The following is a 20,549-nucleotide window of genomic DNA, read 5'->3' as shown; positions in this document are numbered from 1 at the left end:
CGTCAATAGTTGTTGCCGACCGGCCGTTGCGCCAGACTGGACCCGGACACCGAAACCGCCCCTCCCGGGGCCTCGACCAGGGAGCCCGCCATCGCCCGTCAGCCAGAGGCCAAGAACCCCGCTCCGATCGACGCGCACGAGCCGTGGATGCGCGGGCTGCACGCGGACTCGGGCTACCTCCTGTACCGGCTCGGCCTGCGCTCCGGGCAGCTGTTCAACGCCTTCCTCCAGGAGTCGGGCCTGCGGATGCGTCACTACGCACTGCTCCGCTTCCTCGCCACGTCCCGGGGCGCGCTGCAACGCGAGCTGAGCACGTCCCTCGGCTACGACCCGAGCGCGATCGTCGGCCTGGTCGACGACCTGGAGAAGCTGGGCTTCGCCGAGCGCCGGCCCTCCCCGGACGACCGTCGCAGCCGGATCGTCGCCCTCACCGAGGCCGGCCGCGCCTTCCTGCGGGACAGCGACGAGGCCGGCCTGCGGGCGACCGACGAACTGCTGGGCCCGCTGGACCCCGCCGAGCGGGAGACCCTGCACGCCCTGCTCCTGCGGATCGCGGAGGACGGCCTCAACTGATGTTGTGCAGATGATTGACGGCCGCACGAAAGATGCCTAGCTTCACCGGGGCACCGGTGCGGTCCCCCACCGGTGACACCCACGGCACCGGCCCCAGGGAGCTCATCGTGCAGCCACCCCCTCCGTCCGCCCGTCAAACGTCCACCCCCCAACCGTCCCCGGATCACCGGCAGTTGCGCCGCGTCGCACTGTCCGGACTGCTCGGCACGGCAGTGGAGTTCTACGACTTCCTCGTGTACGGCACGGTCGCCGCGCTCGTCTTCGGCGACCTGTTCTTCCCCGAAGCCGACCCGGCCGTCGGCACGATCGCGGCCTTCGGCACCTTCGCCGCGGGCTATGTGGCCCGCCCGCTGGGCGGCATCGTCTTCGGTCACTTCGGCGACCGGCTGGGCCGCAAGTCGATGATGCTGCTGACCATGGCCATGATGGGCTGCGGCAGCTTCCTGATCGGCGTTCTGCCGACATACGACGCGATCGGCGTGTGGGCCCCCGTCCTGCTGGTCGCCCTGCGTGTCGTACAGGGCCTGGCGATCGGCGGCGAGTGGGGCGGCGCGACCCTGATGGTCGTGGAGCACGCCGAACGCACCCAGGGCTCGCGGCGCGGCCTGTGGTCCAGCTTCACCCAGCTCGGCGCTCCGCTCGGCTCCGTGCTGTCGGCCGGGGTGGTCACCTTCGTCTCCGCGCTCCCCGACGACGACTTCCGCTCCTGGGGCTGGCGGGTGCCGTTCCTGCTGAGCATCGTGCTGCTGGCCGTCGGCCTGTTCGTCCGTCTCAAGGTCGCCGAGAGCCCGCTGTTCGCGCAGGCGAAGCGGGAGCCGCTGGACAAGCCGCCGGTCGTGGAGGTGCTGCGCCGGCCGAAGCCGGTGTTGTTGGCCGCCTGTGTCGGTATCGGCGCGTTCACGGCGCAGTCGCTGCTGACCGGATTCATGATTTCGTATGCGGTCGACCAGGGATACAGCCGACCGCAGGTGCTCACCGCCGTGACCGTCGCCTCCTGCGTGGCCCTGGCCGTGCTGCCCGCCGCCTCCGCGCTCTCGGACCGGGTCGGCCGCCGTCCGGTGGTGCTGGCCGGTGCCCTCGCCTCGGCCGCGCTCGCCTTCCCCGTGCTGGCACTGGTCGACTCCGGCTCCCCCGGCCTGCTGATCCTCGCCCTCGCCCTCGGCCACGGCGTCGCCCAGTCCACGATGTACGGACCGCTCGGTGCCCTGCTCACCGAGATGTTCGGCACCCGAGTCCGCTACACAGGCGCCTCCCTCGGCTACCAGGCGGCCACCCTGGTCGGCGCCGGGTTCTCGCCGCTGATCGCGAGCAGCCTGCTCGCCTCGTACGGCGGCGGCAGCGCCCCTGTCTCGTGGCTGCTGTGCGGCGGCGCGGCGATCACCGCGCTCACCGTGTGGCGGATGCGCGAGACACACACCGACACGCTCGACCCGGCTCCGTCCCGCACCACCACCCCCACACCCGAAGGGACGCCCCGTTGAGGATCCACGCCCCCATCGCCTTACTGACCGTGACCCTGTGCGCGGCGACCGCACTGCCCGCACAGGCCGACACGGATTCCCATCTGGAGGGCCGGCTGCCGTCAGGCGCGGCGTACGTGATGGACGTACCCGCCGACTGGAACGGCACCGTGCTCCTCTTCAGCCACGGCTACCGCCCCGCCGACGGGCCCAACCTCGCCGAGAACTCGCCCGATTCGGCCACCCGGGACAGCCTGCTCGACGAGGGCTACGCGCTCATCGGCTCCTCCTACGCGACCAGCGGCTGGGCGGTGACGGAGGCCGTGCCCGACCAGCTCGCCACGCTGGACCTGTTCACGCAGAAGTTCGGCCCGTCCCGGCGGTCGCTCGCCTGGGGCAGGTCCTACGGCGGCTTCGTCACGACGGCACTGGCCGAGCGGCATGCCGACCGCTTCGACGGCTCGCTGTCGATGTGCGGGCTCGTGCAGGGCGGCGTCGCCAACTGGAACAGCACCCTGGACCCGGTGTTCGCGCTCAAGACCCTGCTCGCACCCGACGCGGCCATCCCGCTCACGGGCTTCGCCGACCAGGCGGCCGCGACCGCCGCGGCGAAGGAGCTCACCACCAAGGCCGCCACGGCCCAGGAGACCCCTGCCGGCCGCGCTCGCATCGCGCTGGCCGCCGCCCTGCACAACATCCCGGGCCACAACGACCCCGCACAGCCGAAACCGGGCCCGACCGACTGGAATGCCCAACAGGCCAACCAGTACACGGCCGTCACCGGACTCCTCACACGCCCCGCCTTCTCCTGGCGACAGGAGGCGGAGAGCCGGGCCGGAGGCAACCCCTCCTGGAACACGGGCGCCGACTACACAGGCATGCTCCACCGGTCCCCGCTGTACAAAGAGGTCACGGAGCTCTACAAGGAGGCAGGCCTTTCCTTGCGCGACGACCTCACGACCCTCGACCACGCCCCCCGGATCTCCGCCGACCCCGCGGCCGTACGGTGGATGCGGCACACCAGCGCCTTCACGGGCCGGCTCACCGATCCCCAGCTGAACATCCACACCACCGGCGACGCGCTGATCCCCGTCCAGGCCGAGCGCGCCTACCGGCGGGCCGCGACCGCGGCCGGTGCGGGCAGCCTGCTCAGCCAGGCCTACGTCGACGGCCCCGGACACTGCACCTTCACACCGGGCGAGATGCTCGGCGCCCTGCACACACTGGAACACCGGCTGGACACGGGCCGCTGGGACACCTCGGCCCCTGTCCTCAACACCCGTGCCCGGCAGGCGGATCCGACGGGCGAGGCCCGTTACGTCACGTACCGGCCCGCCACCTACCCCCGCCCGTACGACCTCGCGCACCCGGCCGACGCCCTGGTGCCCCCTGGAGGCCCTCGGCCATGACCGTCCGCTCCGCGCCCGACCGGCTGCTGTCCGTGCTCGCCGCGTTCGACCACGAGCACCCGGCGCTGTCCCTGACGGACATCAGCCGGCGGGCCGGGCTGACCCTGACCACCGCGCACCGCCTGGTGGGCGCCCTGACCGAGTGGGGCGCCCTGGAACGCGACGAGTCCGGCGTCTACCACGTGGGGCTGCGACTGTGGGAGGTCGCCGCCCTCGCGCCGCGCGGGCTCGCACTGCGGCAGGCGGCGCTGCCGTATCTGGAGGACCTGTACGAAGCGACGCACGAGAACGTGCAGTTGGCGGTGCGCGACGGATCGGAGGTCGTCTACATCGAGTGGATCTCGGGGCGCTCGTCGGTCGGCGTGCACATCCGCGTCGGGGCGCGCTGGCCGCTGCACGTCACCGGCGTGGGCCTCGTGCTGCTGGCGTACGGCGACCCGGAACTCCAGCAGGAATACTGCGCGAAGCCCCTCGTCTCCTTCACCCCGTACACGATCACCGACGCGGGACGGCTGCGCCGGGTCCTGGCCGAAGTACGGCGCTCGGGGGTGGCGGTGAGCGACCGCCAGGTCACCATGGACGCCCTGTCGGTCGCGGCCCCGGTACGCGGACCGGACGGGACGCTGGTCGCGGCCGTGTCGGTCGTGGTGCCCCAGAAGGGCGCCCAGGTGCCGGTGCTGATCCCTGCGGTGCGGCTCGCGGCGCGCGGGATCTCGCGGGCGCTCGGGTGGCAGCCCGAGGGGAGCCCAGCCGGGGGCACGAACGGTTCGGTCTGACGCCTCCTTCAGTACATCTGAGCGCTACGAAGTGGTAACGGATCACAACCGTACGGGAGTTGGCGCCGTCTACTTCGCCATGAAGATCTCTTTCCTGCTGCACAACGCCTACGGCATCGGCGGCACGATCTCCACCACCTTCAATCTCGCCCAGGCACTGGCCGAGCGGCACGAAGTGGAGATCGTCTCCGTACTGCGGCACCGGGAGCACCCGAACTTCACCCTGGACCCGAAGGTGTCGCTGCGGCCACTGGTGGACCTCAGGCAGGAGAAGGAGCATCCGTTACACCTGAGACCGGCGAGAGTGTTCCCCCGCGCCGAGTACCGGTACAGGCAGTACAGCGAGCTGACCGACCAGCGGATCGGCGAGTGCCTGGCCGCGACCGACGCCGACGTGGTGATCGGAACCCGGCCGGGGCTGAACGTGCATCTGGCGCTCCAGGCTCCGCAGCACGTCGCACGCGTCGGGCAGGAGCACCTCACCCTGGACAACCATTCGCCAAGACTGCGCAGCACGCTGCGCCGGGCCTACCGCCGGCTGGACGCACTCACCACGGTGACCGAGGCGGACGCCGCCGCCTACCGGCGCAAGATGCGGCTGCCCGGGGTACGGGTGGAGACACTCCCGAACAGCGTGCCGGATCCCGCGCTGCCGGCCGCGGACGGCACCGCGAAGGTGGTCGTCGCGGCCGGCCGACTGGTCCCGGTGAAACGATACGACCTGCTCATCGAGGCCTTCGCCGCGGTCGCCGCCGAACACCGGGACTGGCAGCTGCGCATCTACGGCAAGGGTGAGGAACTCGATCGGCTGCGCAAGCTCGTCGCGGACCTCGGGCTGTGGGACAACGTCTTCCTGATGGGCGCGGCGGCCCCCATGGAGGCGGAGTGGGTCAAGGGCTCGATCGGTGCGGCCGCCTCCAATTTCGAGCCGTTCGGCATGACGATCGTCGAGGCGATGCGCTGCGGCCTGCCGGTGGTGAGCACCGACTGCCCCTACGGGCCGGGGGAAATCATCCAGGACGGGATCGACGGCCGGCTGGTGCCGGTCGGGGACCGTGACGCGCTGGGCGCGGCCCTGCTGGGACTGGTCCGGGACGACGAGCGGCGCCGCCGTATGGGGCGTGCGGCGTTGCAGAACGCGCGGCGGTTCGCTCCCGGTCCGGTGGTCGAGCAGGCCGAGCGTCTGCTCGCCGAGGCCGTCTCGGCGCGAAGGGCGGGGCGACCGGTGGTACAGCAGCCGGCCCGCCCGCACCGCGTCCTGGTCAGCCAGGGTTTCGCCGCCCGCGACGCCGCGTACATCGCGGCCGGCGGCGCCCTGCGCATCGTACGGAGGGGGCAGCGATGAGCGCGGAACACGGGGCGCACCCACGCGTCGGCTGCGCGGTCGACGCGGACGGCCGGATCACCTTCGACCTGCCGACGCCGCCGGAGGAGAGGCACGAAGGGCAACAGTTGCTGCTGCGTCTGCGACCGAAGAAGGGACAGCCCGAGAAGGCACTCCACGTCCTCGACCTGGAGCCGGCCGCCGACGGTCGCCTGTATACCGTCCTGGGTCCGCACGCGGTTCTCGCGGAGGGACGGTGGGATGTATACCTGATCCAGGATGCGGGATCCGGGCGACAGCGACTGCGCCCGGGCCTGCGCGACCTTCGCGTCCTCGTCGACGGACACCTCCGTGACTGGCAGTCCCCGTTGGCCATCCGGATCCCCTACGCCACCAAGGACGGCTATCTCGCCGTACGGGCCTGGCTGCGCACCGCCCACGCCGAGGTCAGCCGCATCGACATAACGAAGCGGTCGACGACCGTCCGCGCGCGCCTGCACGGCGCCGCCCTCCAGGCGGGAGCCGCCGTACGCCTGCGCCTGCGGAGCGGCACCGTGCGCACCGTGGAACCACGGGCCGAAGACGACGGCCGGAGCTTCTCCTTCACGATCGACCATGAGGACCTGGCCGCGGGGACGGCCGCCGGGAGCGGCGTCTGGGACGTCTTCGTCCGACCCGCGGCGGAAGCACCCCTCATCCGGGTCGCCCGTCTTCTCGACGACGTGGCGGACCGCAAGGAGGTGTTCGTGTACCCGAAGGTCACGGTCGGCGGTGCGGTCCTGCGTCCCTACTACACGGTCGACAACGATCTTTCCGTGGAGGTGATGAGGGCCGGGAGCGAGCTTTGGACACCGGCTCTTACGGCGTGATCGGTCACCGATTCCGACCGACCGCGCCAAGAGCGTGCGCGGGATCCCGCCCATCCGCTCCCCGCAAGGGCATCGAGTCCTCCCAGCGACTCGGCCGCCACCGTTGGGGCGTCGAAAGGACAGTGTCCCGGCCGGCCGGATGCCGACGCCAGCACCGCCGGTACGAACGCGAGGCCGAGCACTTCCGGCCTTCGCCGGCACAGCCGCAGCCCTCGTCCGCCACCGCCGACTCACCCGGTGAAGCGACGTCCAACCAGCACTTCCGGCTCGGCCGCGCCCAAGTGCGCCCTGTCGCCGACTCTCGGAGGCAGGGCGCACCACAGTTCGCTCCGGACTTGCACCGGGCCTGGTGCGGGCACTACCGCGGTGCGGGTGCCTCACCGGATACAGCAATGCCTGCCCGGTGGAAGTCGTCCACGGCCGCGGCCGTCGTGTCCGGGGCGACTCCGACCGAGTAGTCCAGGCGTACCCGCACGCGGAAGCCGGCTTTCACGGCGTCCAGTGCGGTGGCACGCACGCAGTGGTCCGTGGCGATGCCCACCACGTCGACGTCCTCGACCCCGCGGGCGTGCAGCCAGTCCGCGAGGGGGATTCCTGCTTCGTCGGCTCCTTCGAAGCCGCTCTTGGAGGCACTGTGGGCGCCTTTGTAGAAGACGGCGTCGACCTTTCCGCCCGTGGCGGCGGGGGCGAAGTGGGGGTGGAACTCGCTGCCCTCGCCTCCGGCCACGCAGTGGACGGGGAAGCTGTCCTTGAAGTCCGGGGTCTCGGAGAAGTGACTTCCCGGGTCGATGTGGTGGTCGCGGGTGGCAACGACGTACTGGTAGTCACGGCCCGCGGTCCGCTCCACCAGGTCGGCGATCTTGGTCGCGATCCGCGCGCCACCCGTCACGGGAATACTGCCTCCTTCACAGAAGTCGTTCTGCACATCCACGACGATCAAGCCTCGGCTCACCATGACCACCCTCCAGCACGACGGAACAACCCCCCGCGTTCTACCCGCCCTCGCACGCCCCCGGAGACATAAGCGGCAGCGCTCACCCGCATGGCCCAGGAATTTCACCGCAGGAACGATTCGCACCCGCCGAAGCCCATGCCGTGCACGGGGCCGGTGCCCCGTCTGATGTCCATCGTCCAGCCGTGGTTGGGAACCTGGCTCGGGGTCTCGGTCTCGGGACCATCCGTGTCAGCGCCGTTCGCGGCGGCGTCGTCGGGCGGGCGCGGAACTCATTGTCGGCGACTCCGTCGGCGAGCTGGGTGGTCTCGGTGGAGGCGTGGCCGAGGCGGCGGCGGACGACTTCGATGGGGACGCCGTCGCGCTGCCCGGCATGTTGACCCAGGGCTTGGCGTCGTGACCGGTGCAACGGTAGATCGCGCCGTAGCCGCAGCCCTCGTCCGCCACCGCCGGGACCCCCGAAGATGTTCTGCCAGTCAGCCATGCTTGTGCCCCTGGCCGAGCCGCTGGGAGGACTCGATGCCCTTGCGGGCGATGCGGTGGCGGATGCGGCGTCGGCGGGGCCGTCGGCGCAAGTGGTCGTAGTCGTATCCGTTGCCGGCATGGAGCTTGGCCGGGCACCGGCGGCGAGGGCCGCGCCGGGAGCGGATGGGCGGGATCCCGCGCACGAGCGGCTTCAGGCCGAGGCTGTCGTGCATGTTGGCGCCGGAGATGCCCAGTGACAGGGGCAGTCCGTTCCTGACGGCGTCTTAACCCTTTCGCGCCATTCATGAGGTGAACTCACCTGCGGCGGAAGGACTTTCACTGTTTCACCTCTTGACGACCGGAGTGACCGAGAGCACATTGGGCGCACTTTGAGAGCGCTCTCAAAGCTTCAGCACAGGGCTCTCGAAGGCACCCGCGCATTCCACTCCGTACCCGAGAGGCACTCACCATGAGCGAAACCTCCGGCATACCCCGCAGACGGCGAAGTCCCCTCCGGCGGGCGCTCGTCGCAGTCGTCGGCACGCTGGGTCTCGCGGCCGCGGCCGCCACGGTCACCTCCCCGTCCGCGAACGCCTCCGCGCCCCCGCCCCCGACCGGCTGGACGCAGGCCTTCCTCGACGACTTCGACGGTGCCGCGGGCACCGGCGTCAACACCTCCAACTGGCAGTACGCGACCGGGACCTCGTATCCGGGCGGCCCCGCCAACTGGGGCACCGGCGAGGTCGAGACGATGACGAACAGCACGAACAACGTCTCGCTCGACGGCAACGGCAACCTGCGCATCACGCCGCTGCGCGACGCGGCCGGCCGATGGACCTCGGGCCGCATCGAGACCAACCGCACCGACTTCCAGCCGGCGTCGGGCGGCAAGATGCGGGTCGAGGCGCGCATCCAGATGCCGAACGTCACCGGCACCGCAGCCGAGGGTTACTGGCCCGCGTTCTGGATGCTGGGCGCGCCCTATCGCGGCAACTACCAGAACTGGCCGAGCGTCGGCGAGCTGGACATCATGGAGAACGTCCAGGGCCGCAACACCGTGTGGGCCACGATGCACTGCGGCACCAACCCCGGCGGCCCGTGCAACGAGACCACCGGTCTCGGCAACTCCACCGCCTGCCCGAACACGACCTGCCAGTCCGGCTTCCACACCTACACCATGGAGTGGGACCGCTCGGCGAGCACGGAAGCGATCCGCTTCTTCGTCGACGGCGTCAGCTTCCACACCGTCACCGAGAACCAGGTCGACGCGACGACCTGGACCAACGCCACCGACCACGGCTTCTTCATCATCCTGAACGTGGCGATGGGCGGCGCCTTCCCGGACGCGTTCGGCGGCGGCCTGGACGGCGACACACGGTCCGGTGTGCCGATGGTCGTCGACTACGTCCAGGTGCTCCAGTCGGCCGATGGCGGGAGCGGTACCACTCCCCCGCCGACCGGCAACCGTGACGCCTACAGCGCCATCCAGGCGGAGTCGTACGACAGCCAGTCCGGCACCAGCGCCGAGACCACGTCCGACACCGGCGGCGGCCAGAACCTCGGCGCTCTCGCCAACGGCGACTGGGCCCTCTACCGGGGTGTCGCCTTCGGTTCCACCGCGGCCAGACAGTTCTACGCCCGGGTGGCGAGCGGCGCGGCGGGCGGCGTGAGCGGCCTGGTCGAGGTCCGCCTGGACAGCCGTAGCAACGCCCCCATCGGCAGCTTCTCCCTGGCCAACACGGGCGGCTGGCAGTCCTGGCGAACGGTGCCGGCCAACATCAGTTCGGTCACCGGCACCCACGACGTCTACCTCACCTTCACGAGCGGCCAGTCGGCGGACTTCGTGAACGTGAACTGGTTCAACTTCGGTCGCTGACAGGGCAACAGGGCAACAGGGCCGGTGACATCAGCCACGGGCCCATCGGCCCGGCCGGACGGTCCGGCCGGGCCGGCTCACGCATGAGGTCGGCGTGACGGCCACCGCGGCCTTGAGGTCGGCCCAGAAGCCTGGCCGGCGGCGATGCGAGGGCGAGCCCGGAGACCGTCGTCGTCGTCCGCCCGCGTACCTGTATATGGACTTCGGAGATTTACCGTGCCGGCCGCGCATCGATTCCCCGATTCTTCACCTGTCGGCGTGCGGCGATATCGCGGGTAGTTCGACGGTGACGCGGATCCCGCCGGCAGAGCGCGGGGCGAGGGTGAGGGTTCCGTCGTGTGCCTGGGTGATGGTTTTGACGATGGCCAGGCCCAGACCGACGCCTGCCTGGTCGGTGTGGATGCGCTCGGTGCCGCGCTGGAAGGGTTCGGTGAGGGTCGAGACCAGCTGTGGGGTGAGCTGCTCGCCGGTGTTTTCGACAGTGAGCACCACGGTCTTGGGGCGGACGCTGGTGTGGACCGATACGTTGCCGTGTTCCGGCAGGTTGTGGACGATCGCGTTCTGTACGAGGTTCGTGGTCAGCTGCAGCAGGAGCGCCGGAGATCCGATCGTGGGGGCGATGTCGCCGTTGGTCTCGAGGGTGACGGCATGCCTTTCCGCGAGGGGCAGGAGTGTTTCGGTGGCTTCCTCCGCCAGGAGAGACAGGTCGACATGTTCTCGTGTGAAGGACCGCTGGTCGGCGCGGCTGAGCAGGAGCAGCGCCTCGGTGAGGTCGATGGCTCGGGTGTTGACGGCGTGGAGGCGGTCGATGATTTCGCCGGTGTCGCAGTTCGGATCGCTGATGGCCACGTCGAGAAGTGCCTGCGAGATCGCCAGCGGCGTGCGCAGCTCGTGAGAGGCGTTGGCTGCGAATCTCCGCTGTTCGGCGACGTGTGCTTCGAGCCGCGCGAGCATGGCGTCGAAGGCGTCGGCGAGTTCGCGGAACTCGTCTTTGCGGCCCGGTAGCCGGATCCGGTGGGAGAGCGATCCGTTCGTGGCCATGCGTGTGGCGTCGGTGATGCGGGTCAGCGGGGCGAGCATCCGGCCGGCGAGGATCCACCCTCCGAGGAGGCCGAAAACCAGCAGGAAAGCCAGTACTGCGGCTGCTCTCGGAGCGAAAACCTGCAGGAGGACGGACCGGATGGGGAAAACACCATTCGTGGGTCTGTCATCGGGGTTGATGAGCATCGCACGATTAGGGACGTAACGCAGGAGGAACACCCACACCGCCGCGAGCAGCAGGACGCCGGCAATCATGAGGAAGCCGGCGTAGCTGAGGGTGAGTTTGACGCGAACGCTCAAACCAGGCTGCCTATCCATGGTCTCGTCCCTCACGTCCGGTGCCGGGTGCTGTGTCGATGCGGTAGCCGACGCCGGCCACAGTGGCGATCAGCCAGGGTTCGCCGAGACGCTTGCGCAGTGCGGAGACGGTGATGCGCACGGCGTTGGTGAACGGGTCCGCGTTCTCGTCCCACGCCCGTTCCAGGAGTTCTTCGGCGCTGACGACACCGCCTTCGGCAGCGACGAGGACTTCGAGCACGGCGAACTGCTTCCGGGTGAGCGCGACGTAGCGGCCGTCACGGTAGACCTCGCGGCGGAACGGATCCAGACGCAGGCCTGCGATCTCTCGCACGGGAGGCCTGGTGTGGGCACGCCTGCGGTCGAGCGCTCTGAGCCGCAGGACGAGCTCCCGGAGCTCGAACGGCTTCGTGACGTAGTCGTCGGCACCGAGTCCGAACCCGGTCGCCTTGTCGTCGAGACGGTCGGCTGCGGTGAGCATGAGGATGGGAATGCCGCTGCCGGAGGCGACGATGCGTTTGGCGATCTCGTCACCGGACGGGCCGGGGATGTCACGGTCGAGGACGGCGATGTCGTAGGCGTTGATGCTCAGCAGTTCCAGAGCGGTGTCGCCGTCACCGGCGATGTCCGCCGCGATCGCTTCCAGGCGCAGGCCATCGCGGACGGCTTCTGCCAGATACGGTTCGTCCTCGACAATCAACACACGCATGCCCCGAGGCTACGAGCCTGCGCATATCGTCGGCATATCGAAAACCACATACGCGCCGACAACACCACGCTGCCTTGACTGATGGCATGTCCTACAGCGAACCAGCACGAACAGCAGCCCAGTCGCCGCCCCAGTCTCCGGTGTCCTTGTCCTCCTCGGCCGGCAGGGGGCGGGCGTGAGGCTGGCCGTCGGGCCGATCAGCGCCGCCGAGCACTTGGCGTTCGTGCGGACACTGCGGTCGGTCAGCTTCCTGCAGACCCCGGCATGGGGCCGCGTCAAGACCGAGTGGCGCAGCGAGTCCCTCGGCTGGTTCGACGGTCGGCTGCTGGTCGGTGCGGGGCTCGTCCTGCACCGCCCGGTGCCGCGGCTCGACCGCTTCACGCTGGCCTATCTGCCCGAGGGCCCAGTCATCGACTGGACCGGCGATATCGACGCGTGGCTCGACCCGCTGACGGCGTATCTCAAGGCACACGGCGCGTTCGCGATCCGGCTCAGCCCGCCGGTGTGCACGAACACCTGGAGCGCCGACCAGGTCAAGGAGGGCATCGCCGCCCCGGACATCCAGCGGCTCACCGAGCTGCGGAGCCGGTGGGCCGACCCGGTCGGCGCCCGCGTGACCAGCCGGCTCAGGGAAGCAGGCTGGCTGCCGCAGAGCCCGGAGGACGGGTTCGGGATCGGGCATCCGCAGTTCAGGTACGAGGTTCCGCTGGCCGGCCGGACTGAGGACGACCTGCTCAGGGGCATGAACCAGCAATGGCGCCGCAACATCAAGAAGGCGGCCAAGGAGGGAGTCGAGGTCACGGTGGGCGAAGACCTGAAGGCGTTTCACGACCTCTACGTCCACACCGCCGAGCGCGACCGCTTCACGCCCCGGCCGCTGCGCTACTTCGAGACCATGTTCGCGGCGCTGAGCGCCGAGGACCCCGAGCGGATCAAGCTCTACCTGGCCCACCACCAGGGCGATCTGGTCGCCGCCGCCATCCTGGTCCGCGTGGGCGCCCACGCGTGGTACTCCTACGGCGCCTCATCCACCGAGAATCGCGAGGTGCGCGGCTCCAACGCCTGCCAGTGGGCGATGATCCGCGACTCGCTGGCGGCCGGCTGCGACGTCTATGACCTGCGCGGAATCACCCCCACCCTCGACGCCGACGACCCGCACGTCGGGCTGATCCAGTTCAAGGTCGGCACCGGCGGTCAGGCGAAGCGGCACGTCGGCGAGTGGGACCTGCCGCTGCGGCCGATGGTCTACCGGGCCTTCGATCTCTATATGAGGCGGCGCGGGCGATGAGGCCGGATCTCATGCTGGTCGGCGGCCTGGTGCCGGTCGCCAATGGCGACAGCTACGGCCTCGGCCCGGTGCCCGCGTACGAGTGACTCAGGCGAGCGCGGCGGCGACCTCGTCGAGGCGCGCCCCGCGGGAGGCCTTGACGAGCACCACATCGCCGGCGGCGATGTGGCCGCGCAGCCAGTCGACGGCCGCGTCGTTGTCGGCCAGCACCATCGCCCGCTCTCCCGCGCCGTCGGCGATCGACCGGGCGGCCTCGCCGACAGCGGCCACCACGTCGGCCCGGGAGGCGGCGTACTCCCCGACGGCGCGGTGCTCAGCCTCGCTGTCGTCGCCGAGCTCCAGCATTTCGCCGAGGACGGCGATGCGGCGCCCGCCCTCGATCGCCGCCAGCGCGTCCAGGGCGGCGCGGGTCGAGTCGGGGTTGGCGTTGTAGGAGTCGTTGAGCAGCGTCGCGCCACCGGCGAGATCGCGCAGCTCCAGCCGCCACTTCGACAGCGAAGCGGTGGCCAGCGCCGCCGTGGCCATGTCGAGGGGTACGTCGGCCGCCAGCCCCGCCGCCGCGGCAGCCGACGCGTTGAGCGCCTGGTGGGCACCCACGAGTGGCAGCGTGAGGGGAACCGAGGCCTCGGCGGTCCGCAGCGTGAAGGACGGCCGGCCGAGCCGGTCAAGGGCCAGGCCGAGCGCCCGTACATCGGCGTGGGCCGCCCGGCCGAACGTCAGCACCGGACCGTCGGTGAGCGAGCGCATCGCGACCACCCGGGGATCGTCGGCGTTGAGGACGGCGGCGCCACCTGGCGCCAGCCCCTGCACCAGCTCGCCCTTGGCCCTGGCGATGGCCGCGCGCGACCCGAACTCGCCGAGGTGGGCCTGGCCGACATTGAGGACGACGGCGATGTCGGGCGCGACCAGGCCGGTGAGCTCGGCGATGTCGCCGACATGGCGGGCTCCCATCTCCAGGACGAGGAACCGGGTGGCCGCGTCGGCGCGCAGCATGGTGAGCGGCACACCGAGTTCGTTGTTGAGCGAGCCGATCGTGGCGATCGTCGGCGCGGCGCTCGAAAGCACGGCCGCCAGCAGGTCCTTGGTACTGGTCTTGCCCTGGGAGCCGGTCAGCCCGACAACGGTCAGCCCGTCGCGCAGCCGGGCCACAACGTGGGCGGCGAGCGCCTGCAGCGCGGCCTGGGCGTCCTCGACGACGACGGTGGGCAGCGGCGTGGGCCGGGAGCCGAGCACGGCCACGGCGCCGGCCCGGCCGGCCTGGCCGGCGTAGTCATGGCCGTCGACGTGCTCGCCGGTGAAGGCGACGAAGAGGCCGCCCGGCTCGGCCTGCCGGCCGTCGAGCACGGCCGGCGCGGTCACTGTCACGGAGCTGTCGCCCTCGGCCTTCCCGCCGACGACCTCGGCGATCTCGCCGAGGCTGAGCGGGATCATGACCGCGCGGCGCGGAGGCCGCCGAGCGGGAGCAGGCTGACAAGGCACAGGCTGATGGAGCTGATGGAGGCTGTTTCGTTGAAAGGCATGCCTCCAGTCAAGGCAACGTGGTGTATCGCCGGCATATTGAAAACCGCATACGTTCCGGCAACATCACGCCGCCTTGACTGTAGGCATGACCTACAGCGAACCGGTCCGCATCACCATCTACGGGTGCGGCCCGGATGAGGCCGTTTTATTCCGAGAGCTGGCGCCTCGCTTCGGCGTGACGCCGACCATCACAGACGCACCGGTATCCGAAGCCAATGTTGAACTGGCATCCGGAAGCCGATGCATCAGCGTCGGCCACAAGACTCACGTCACAAACGCCACTCTTCTCGCGCTTGGTCAGGCCGGCGTGACGTATATCTCTACGCGGAGCATCGGATACAACCATGTCGATGTGGAATACGCGGACAGCGTCGGCATTTCAGTTGAAAACGTCACCTACTCGCCGGACAGCGTGGCCGACTACACGCTGATGCTGATGTTGATGATGGTGCGAGAGGCGAAATCCATCATCCGTCGCTCGGAAATACACGATTACCGATTGAGTGAAGTGCGCGGGAGAGAGCTACGCGATCTGACCATCGGGGTGATCGGAACAGGCCGCATCGGCGTAGCGGTCATGGATAGGCTGCGGGGTTTCGGTTGCCGAATCCTGGCCCATGACAATCGCCCCAAGACCGCTGCCGATTACCTTCCTCTCGATGAATTGCTGCAGCGGAGCGACATGGTCACGCTCCATGCGCCGCTCAACGCGGATACGCGCCATCTGCTGAATCGGCAGCGGATGGAGCGGATGAAGCACGGCGCGCTGATTGTCAACACTGGACGTGGTGCGCTTATCGATACCGAGGCGCTTGTATCGGCATTGGAAAGCGGCAGGCTGGGCGGTGCGGCGCTGGATGTCCTCGAAGGAGAGGAAGGAATATTCTACGCCGACTGCCGAAACAAACCCATCGAAAGCAAAACGTTGTTGCGGCTGCACGAGCTGCCAAATGTGCTCATCAGTCCGCACACCGCCTACTACACGGACCACGCTCTGAGTGACACCGTGGAAAACTCCCTCATCAACTGTCTGAAATTCGAAAGCAGGAATCGGCATGGATAGGTTGAAGGTCGGAATCATCTTCGGGGGGCGTTCCGAAGAGCACCCCGTCTCCGTCAAGTCTGCGCGAGAGGTCGCACGAAACCTCGATATGGAGAAGTATGAACCCTTCTATATCGGGATCACGAAGAGCGGTGCCTGGAAGCTCTGCGACGGGCCTGACGCAGATTGGGAGAACGGCAGCTGCCGTCCGGCCGTGTTGTCACCGGACAGCAGCGTGCACGGATTGCTTGTCCAGGAGCAGGGACGATACGAAACGTTCCGTCTGGACGTCGTGTTGCCGATTCTGCACGGCTCACTCGGCGAGGATGGCGCGATACAGGGTCTGCTGGAGCTCTCCGGCATCCCCTACATCGGCTGCGACGTCCAAAGTTCTGCTCTGTGCATGGACAAATCCCTTGCCTACATCGTCGCCAGAAGCGCGGGAATCGCGACGCCGAATTTCTGGACCGTCACGGCGAACGAGAACATTGATCCCGATCGGCTCCCTTATCCCGTCTTCGTGAAGCCGGCGCGTTCGGGGTCATCCTTCGGTGTCACCAAAGTATCTCGTGAAGAGGAACTGCCGAGTGCGGTGGAAACCGCAAGGCAGTATGACTCGAAGGTGTTGATCGAAGAGGCTGTCGTCGGCAGCGAGATCGGATGCGCCATCCTGGGGAACGATCTGGATTTGGTCGCGGGCAAGGTGGATCGAATCGCGCTCTCTCATGGATTCTTCAGAATTCATCAGGAGGATGAGCCGGAGACCGGCTCCGAAAACTCAACGGCAATCGTTCCCGCCGACATTCCGGAAGAGTCGCGACTGCTCGTTCAGGGGACAGCCAAGGCCATATACCGCACCTTGGGATGCAGGGGGCTGTCGCGGGTGGACATGTTCCTCAAGGACGATGGAGAAGTAGTGCTCAACGAGGTCAATACTATGCCCGGCATGACCTCGTACAGCCGTTATCCGAGAATGATGGCGGCCGCGGGGTTTCCGCTTGCCGAAGTGATCGACCGGACGGTGTCGCTGGCGTTGACGGGAAAAAGCCGATGAAGGATGACTTTTCCTTTGTGGACGAGCTTGCATCCGGAATACGCTGGGATGCCAAGTACGCTACATGGGACAACTTCACCGGCAAACCGGTGGACGGGTACATGGCAAATCGGGTTGTCGGAACCAGGGCTTTATGCGCAGCCCTGGAACGCGCGCGAGAGAAGGCCGAATCTCTTGGGTTCGGCTTACTTCTCTGGGATGGTTATCGCCCGCAGCGCGCCGTCGACTGCTTTCTGCGCTGGTCGAAACAGCCAGAGGATGGCCGGACGAAGTCACGGCACTATCCGAATATCGACAGAACCGAGATGTTCGAAAAGGGATATGTGGCCGCCAAGTCGGGCCACAGCCGGGGCAGCACCGTTGACCTCACGCTCTATGACCTGGCCACCCGTGAGCTCGCTCCCATGGGCGGTGACCACGACCTCATGGATTCCGTCTCACATCATGGAGCAAAAGGGGTCACACAAGCCGAAGCGAGGAACCGTCAGTACCTTCGATCCATCATGGAGACGTGCGGTTTCAGTGCATACGACTACGAGTGGTGGCATTACACTCTCAAAAACGAACCTTATCCGGACACCTACTTCGATTTTCCCATCACATAGTTGGTGCGGCTCGAGGTCGGTGTAACCGAGCTCGCGGCGGCGCTGATAGTCAGGGTCCGTTGGGCGTCGGGCCAGTGGGAATTGTCCTGAAGGGCGTGCGGGACCCGTAAGAGAACGCCCCAACCGCACAGAGCACAAGCGGAGCAGATCAGCGCAGCTCCGCCCGAAACGCCGCCGGCGTCATCTCCGTGTGCTGCTGGAAGAACTTGGAGAAGTTCGCAGCGTCGGGGAAGCCGACCGCCGCGCCGATGCGGCCGATGGGCATGTCGGTGTGGGCGAGGAGGCGCTTGGCCTCCAGGACGACGCGTTTGTCGATGAAGCCCTTGGGTGTCTCGCCGGTGGCGGCGCGAACCGCGCGGACGAGGGTGCGGCGGGAGTAGCCGAGGGCGTCGGCGTAGGCGCTGACGCTGTGGTTGGTGGCGAAGCCCTTCTCGACCGCGTCCCGGAAGAGAGTGAAAGTGGTGTCCGACCGACGTCGGGCCGCCTCCGCGGAGCTTGCCGCCAGGTGGGCGAGGCGCAGCAGGAACGCCGTGAGCGAGTGGCGCAGGACCGACGTGTGCAGGCTGAGCGGGAGGGTCGTCGTGTCCTCGTACTCGCGTTGGAGTTGGGCCAGGGCGGACCTCAGACCCGCCAACTGGGGCTCTTCGGGGTGCAGCAGGGGCGGGAGGTCGTAGCGGTAGAGGCCGGTGGCCTCGACGGTGGCGCGGGGCAGGAAGCCCGGTTGCATGGTCAGTACGCTTCCGCGGTACTCGCACGTCCGCGAAAAGCGGTGGACCTGCCCCGGGCGGATCCACAGCAGGTCGCCGGCCGTCGCCTCGTACTCGGCGAAGTCGATCATGTGGTGTACGGGGCCGTCGTCGAAGAGCATCACGACGTGGAAGTCGATGCGGTGGACGCGTTCCAGGGGTGCGTCGGCGTGCCAGGTACGGCCGGTGCCCATCGGGCCGACCTGCATTCCGACGCCGCCGACGCTCAGCTCGACCGGGAAGGGGAACGTTCTGATCCCGTCCATGCCGCCGTCACCGTCTCCGCCTTGGATGGTTCTGTCCGCCATGTCCTTCTCGCGCCGCCCTCGGTCTCGGACTGTGCCGTTCGGGGGTGTCCCACTTTCACCACAGGCTGACACACCGCGACCTTCCCTCCTAAAAGTCATACTTTTAAGTTTGAACGCGTCAGACCAGCTATTTCGCTCCCCTTGAGGACTTCTTGAAGATGAGCACGCAGACACCGGACAGCTTCGAATGGACCGAACTCGACCGGCGTGCCGTCGACACCGCCCGCCTTTTGGCGGCCGATGCCGTCCAGCGGGTGGGCAACGGCCACCCCGGCACCGCGATGAGCCTGGCCCCGGCGGCATACACGATCTTTCAGAAGGTGATGCGCCACGATCCGGCCGACCCCGAGTGGACGGGTCGTGACCGCTTCGTGCTGTCCCCCGGGCACACCTCGCTCACCCTCTACACACAGCTGTACCTCGCCGGGTACGAGCTGGAGCTCGACGACCTGAAGGCCTTCAGGACTCACGGTTCGAAGACGCCGGGCCACCCCGAGTACGGGCACACGGCCGGTGTGGAGACGACGACCGGGCCGCTCGGACAGGGCGTCGCCAACGCCGTCGGCATGGCCATGGCCGCCCGCTACGAGCGCGGCCTGTTCGACCCGGACGCCCCCGAGGGCGAGTCCCCCTTCGACCACACCATCTGGGCGATCGTCTCCGACGGGGATCTGGAGGAGGGCATCTCCGCCGAGGCCTCCTCGCTGGCCGGCCACCAGAAACTCGGCAACCTCGTCTTCCTCTACGACGACAACCACATCTCCATCGAGGGCGACACCGCGACCGCCTTCTCCGAGGACGTGCTGAAGCGGTACGAGGCGTACGGCTGGCACGTGCAGCGCGTCGAGCCCGCCTCCGACGGCGACATCGACGTCCACGCCCTCCATACGGCACTCAAGGCCGCGCAGGACGAGACCGCGCGCCCCTCGATCATCGCGATGCGCACGATCATCGCCTGGCCCGCGCCGAACGCCCGGAACACCGAGGCCGCGCACGGCTCGGCTCTGGGTGAGGACGAGGTCGCGGCCACCAAGCGCGTCCTGGGCTTCGACCCGGAGAAGACGTTCGAGGTCGCCGACGAGGTCCTCGCCCACACCCGCCGGGCCCTCGACCGGGGCGCCGAGGCGCACGCGGCCTGGGACAAGCGGATCGACAAGTGGCGCGGCGCCCAGCCCGAGCGTGCGGGGCTCTTCGACCGGGTGGTCGCCGGTCAGCTGCCCGACGGCTGGGAGGACGCCCTGCCGGTCTTCGAAGAGGGCAAGTCCGTCGCCACGCGCGCCGCGTCCGGCAAGGTGCTCCAGGCGCTCGGCGCGGTCGTCCCGGAGCTGTGGGGCGGCTCGGCCGACCTGGCGGGATCGAACAACACCACCATCGACAAGACGTCGTCGTTCCTCCCGGCGGACAACCCGCTGCCCGAGGCCGACCCCTACGGCCGGACGATCCACTTCGGCATCCGCGAGCACTCCATGGCCGCGGAGATGAACGGCATCGCCCTGCACGGCAACACCCGCGTCTACGGCGGCACCTTCCTCGTCTTCTCCGACTACATGCGCAACGCCGTACGCCTGTCCGCGCTGATGCAGCTGCCGGTGACGTACGTGTGGACACACGACTCCATCGGCCTGGGCGAGGACGGCCCCACCCACCAGCCCGTCGAGCACATCGCGTCCCTGCGCGCCATCCCCGGCCTGAACATCGTCCGTCCCGCCGACGCCAACGAGACCGTCGTCGCCTGGGCGGAGATCCTCAGGCGGCACGCCACCGACCCGGCGCCGCACGGCCTCGCGCTCACCCGCCAGGGCGTACCGACGTACGCTCCGAACGCGGATGCCGCCAAGGGCGGTTACGTCCTGAAGGAGGCGTCGACCGGGACTCCGGACGTCGTCCTCATCGCCACCGGTTCCGAGGTCCAGCTCGCCGTGGCCGCGCGGGAGCGGCTGGAGGCCGAGGGGGTCGGTACGCGGGTGGTGTCGATGCCGTCCGTGGAGTGGTTCGAGGAGCAGCCGCGGGAGTACCGCGAGAGCGTCCTGCCGCCGTCCGTGAAGGCCCGCGTCGCGGTCGAGGCCGGCGTGGGTCTGACCTGGTACCGGTTCGTGGGTGATGCGGGACGCATCGTCTCCCTCGAGCACTTCGGCGCCTCCGCCGATGCCAAGACCCTGTTCGCCGAGTTCGGCTTCACCGCCGAGAACGTCGCCGCCGCAGCCAGGGAATCGCTGGCCACCGTCCGTGGTTGA

17 protein-coding genes and 2 pseudogenes are annotated in these 20,549 nt (G+C 68.8%); 13 read left to right on the top strand and 6 right to left on the bottom strand.

What is annotated here, in order from left to right:
* Positions 1 to 147 precede the first annotated feature (147 nt).
* From Q4V64_RS46445 to Q4V64_RS46415, 7 genes and pseudogenes are all read left to right on the top strand, one after another.
* The gene (locus tag Q4V64_RS46445) at positions 148 to 573 is read left to right on the top strand and encodes a MarR family transcriptional regulator (RefSeq protein WP_124437686.1); all 426 of its coding nucleotides are present in this window, start codon (positions 148 to 150) and stop codon (positions 571 to 573) included.
* A gap of 173 nt (positions 574 to 746) precedes the next feature.
* Complete coding sequence (locus Q4V64_RS46440) at positions 747 to 2,054, top strand: MFS transporter (protein WP_172629023.1); 1,308 nt, start codon at positions 747 to 749, stop codon at positions 2,052 to 2,054.
* Positions 2,051 to 3,442, top strand: coding sequence for a prolyl oligopeptidase family serine peptidase (locus Q4V64_RS46435; protein WP_124437688.1), 1,392 nt, complete (start codon positions 2,051 to 2,053; stop codon positions 3,440 to 3,442). The genes Q4V64_RS46440 and Q4V64_RS46435 overlap by 4 nt, the downstream gene beginning before the upstream one ends.
* Positions 3,439 to 4,218: an IclR family transcriptional regulator gene (locus Q4V64_RS46430; RefSeq protein ID WP_124437689.1), complete on the top strand. Its 780-nt coding sequence runs from the start codon at positions 3,439 to 3,441 to the stop codon at positions 4,216 to 4,218. Before Q4V64_RS46435 ends, Q4V64_RS46430 begins: the two co-directional genes overlap by 4 nt.
* 79 nt (positions 4,219 to 4,297) lie before the next feature.
* Positions 4,298 to 5,563 (top strand): glycosyltransferase family 4 protein, encoded by a 1,266-nt coding sequence (locus tag Q4V64_RS46425; protein ID WP_124437690.1) that lies wholly within the window; start codon positions 4,298 to 4,300, stop codon positions 5,561 to 5,563.
* Positions 5,560 to 6,411 carry a transferase gene (locus tag Q4V64_RS46420; RefSeq protein WP_124437691.1) on the top strand — a complete coding sequence of 284 codons (852 nt, stop codon included), beginning with the start codon at positions 5,560 to 5,562 and terminating at the stop codon, positions 6,409 to 6,411. The genes Q4V64_RS46425 and Q4V64_RS46420 overlap by 4 nt, the downstream gene beginning before the upstream one ends.
* A gap of 62 nt (positions 6,412 to 6,473) precedes the next feature.
* Positions 6,474 to 6,652: pseudogene (locus Q4V64_RS46415) on the top strand (IS5/IS1182 family transposase); the annotation flags it as partial.
* Positions 6,653 to 6,769: 117 nt separating this feature from the next.
* Here Q4V64_RS46415 and Q4V64_RS46410 read toward each other — a convergent pair.
* Positions 6,770 to 7,363, bottom strand: a complete 594-nt coding sequence (locus Q4V64_RS46410) for an isochorismatase family protein (protein ID WP_124437733.1) — start codon at positions 7,361 to 7,363, stop codon at positions 6,770 to 6,772.
* A gap of 497 nt (positions 7,364 to 7,860) precedes the next feature.
* Positions 7,861 to 8,103 (bottom strand): annotated as a pseudogene (locus tag Q4V64_RS46405) (IS5/IS1182 family transposase); the annotation flags it as partial.
* A gap of 194 nt (positions 8,104 to 8,297) precedes the next feature.
* Here Q4V64_RS46405 and Q4V64_RS46400 point away from each other — a divergent pair.
* Complete coding sequence (locus Q4V64_RS46400) at positions 8,298 to 9,704, top strand: glycoside hydrolase family 16 protein (protein ID WP_124437692.1); 1,407 nt, start codon at positions 8,298 to 8,300, stop codon at positions 9,702 to 9,704.
* A gap of 246 nt (positions 9,705 to 9,950) precedes the next feature.
* Here Q4V64_RS46400 and Q4V64_RS46395 read toward each other — a convergent pair whose 3' ends face one another.
* Complete coding sequence (locus tag Q4V64_RS46395) at positions 9,951 to 11,063, bottom strand: HAMP domain-containing sensor histidine kinase (RefSeq protein ID WP_124437693.1); 1,113 nt, start codon at positions 11,061 to 11,063, stop codon at positions 9,951 to 9,953.
* Positions 11,056 to 11,751, bottom strand: coding sequence for a response regulator transcription factor (locus tag Q4V64_RS46390; RefSeq protein ID WP_124437694.1), 696 nt, complete (start codon positions 11,749 to 11,751; stop codon positions 11,056 to 11,058). Before Q4V64_RS46390 ends, Q4V64_RS46395 begins: the two co-directional genes overlap by 8 nt.
* A gap of 175 nt (positions 11,752 to 11,926) precedes the next feature.
* On the opposite strand from Q4V64_RS46390, the gene Q4V64_RS46385 reads away from it, so the two are divergent.
* Positions 11,927 to 13,039 (top strand): peptidoglycan bridge formation glycyltransferase FemA/FemB family protein, encoded by a 1,113-nt coding sequence (locus Q4V64_RS46385; protein WP_124437695.1) that lies wholly within the window; start codon positions 11,927 to 11,929, stop codon positions 13,037 to 13,039.
* Between the two features lie 87 nt (positions 13,040 to 13,126).
* Here the strand turns inward: Q4V64_RS46385 and murF are convergent, their stop codons facing one another.
* A complete protein-coding gene (murF, locus tag Q4V64_RS46380) occupies positions 13,127 to 14,470 on the bottom strand; it encodes a UDP-N-acetylmuramoyl-tripeptide--D-alanyl-D-alanine ligase (protein WP_124437696.1) in 1,344 nt (447 codons plus the stop codon).
* A gap of 175 nt (positions 14,471 to 14,645) precedes the next feature.
* Between murF and vanH the strand changes: the two genes are divergently transcribed.
* Genes vanH through vanX form a run of 3 tightly spaced genes read left to right on the top strand, consistent with a single transcriptional unit; the run spans position 14,646 to position 17,261 of the window.
* The gene (vanH, locus tag Q4V64_RS46375) at positions 14,646 to 15,623 is read left to right on the top strand and encodes a D-lactate dehydrogenase VanH (RefSeq protein ID WP_124437697.1); all 978 of its coding nucleotides are present in this window, start codon (positions 14,646 to 14,648) and stop codon (positions 15,621 to 15,623) included.
* Complete coding sequence (gene vanA-Sc / locus Q4V64_RS46370; RefSeq protein ID WP_124437698.1) at positions 15,616 to 16,656, top strand: D-alanine--(R)-lactate ligase VanA-Sc; 1,041 nt, start codon at positions 15,616 to 15,618, stop codon at positions 16,654 to 16,656. The genes vanH and vanA-Sc overlap by 8 nt, the downstream gene beginning before the upstream one ends.
* Positions 16,653 to 17,261, top strand: coding sequence for a D-Ala-D-Ala dipeptidase VanX (gene vanX, locus Q4V64_RS46365; RefSeq protein ID WP_124437699.1), 609 nt, complete (start codon positions 16,653 to 16,655; stop codon positions 17,259 to 17,261). Before vanA-Sc ends, vanX begins: the two co-directional genes overlap by 4 nt.
* A 148-nt stretch (positions 17,262 to 17,409) precedes the next feature.
* On the opposite strand, the gene Q4V64_RS46360 is transcribed toward vanX, so the two are convergent.
* Positions 17,410 to 18,315: an AraC family transcriptional regulator gene (locus Q4V64_RS46360; protein ID WP_124437700.1), complete on the bottom strand. Its 906-nt coding sequence runs from the start codon at positions 18,313 to 18,315 to the stop codon at positions 17,410 to 17,412.
* Positions 18,316 to 18,473: 158 nt separating this feature from the next.
* Here Q4V64_RS46360 and tkt point away from each other — a divergent pair, with 158 nt between their 5' ends.
* Positions 18,474 to 20,549 (top strand): transketolase, encoded by a 2,076-nt coding sequence (gene tkt / locus Q4V64_RS46355; protein ID WP_124437701.1) that lies wholly within the window; start codon positions 18,474 to 18,476, stop codon positions 20,547 to 20,549.

This window comes from Streptomyces sp. NL15-2K (assembly GCF_030551255.1).
In the GTDB taxonomy this organism is placed as follows: Bacteria; Actinomycetota; Actinomycetes; order Streptomycetales; family Streptomycetaceae; genus Streptomyces.
The sequence above is the reverse complement of the archived record's forward strand: the minus strand, read 5'-3'. Positions and strand labels throughout refer to the sequence as shown.

What these genes read in the sequence shown, in the direction of transcription:
- Q4V64_RS46360 (WP_124437700.1), bottom strand. Translation starts at nt 18,315, where the DNA reads ATGGCGGACAGAACCATCCAAGGCGGAGACGGTGACGGCGGCATGGAC.
- murF (WP_124437696.1), bottom strand. Translation starts at nt 14,470, where the DNA reads ATGATCCCGCTCAGCCTCGGCGAGATCGCCGAGGTCGTCGGCGGGAAG.
- vanX (WP_124437699.1), top strand. Translation starts at nt 16,653, where the DNA reads ATGAAGGATGACTTTTCCTTTGTGGACGAGCTTGCATCCGGAATACGC.
- Q4V64_RS46425 (WP_124437690.1), top strand. Translation starts at nt 4,298, where the DNA reads ATGAAGATCTCTTTCCTGCTGCACAACGCCTACGGCATCGGCGGCACG.
- vanA-Sc (WP_124437698.1), top strand. Translation starts at nt 15,616, where the DNA reads ATGGATAGGTTGAAGGTCGGAATCATCTTCGGGGGGCGTTCCGAAGAG.
- Q4V64_RS46395 (WP_124437693.1), bottom strand. Translation starts at nt 11,063, where the DNA reads ATGGATAGGCAGCCTGGTTTGAGCGTTCGCGTCAAACTCACCCTCAGC.
- Q4V64_RS46390 (WP_124437694.1), bottom strand. Translation starts at nt 11,751, where the DNA reads ATGCGTGTGTTGATTGTCGAGGACGAACCGTATCTGGCAGAAGCCGTC.
- tkt (WP_124437701.1), top strand. Translation starts at nt 18,474, where the DNA reads ATGAGCACGCAGACACCGGACAGCTTCGAATGGACCGAACTCGACCGG.
- Q4V64_RS46445 (WP_124437686.1), top strand. Translation starts at nt 148, where the DNA reads ATGCGCGGGCTGCACGCGGACTCGGGCTACCTCCTGTACCGGCTCGGC.
- Q4V64_RS46430 (WP_124437689.1), top strand. Translation starts at nt 3,439, where the DNA reads ATGACCGTCCGCTCCGCGCCCGACCGGCTGCTGTCCGTGCTCGCCGCG.
- Q4V64_RS46400 (WP_124437692.1), top strand. Translation starts at nt 8,298, where the DNA reads ATGAGCGAAACCTCCGGCATACCCCGCAGACGGCGAAGTCCCCTCCGG.
- vanH (WP_124437697.1), top strand. Translation starts at nt 14,646, where the DNA reads ATGACCTACAGCGAACCGGTCCGCATCACCATCTACGGGTGCGGCCCG.
- Q4V64_RS46420 (WP_124437691.1), top strand. Translation starts at nt 5,560, where the DNA reads ATGAGCGCGGAACACGGGGCGCACCCACGCGTCGGCTGCGCGGTCGAC.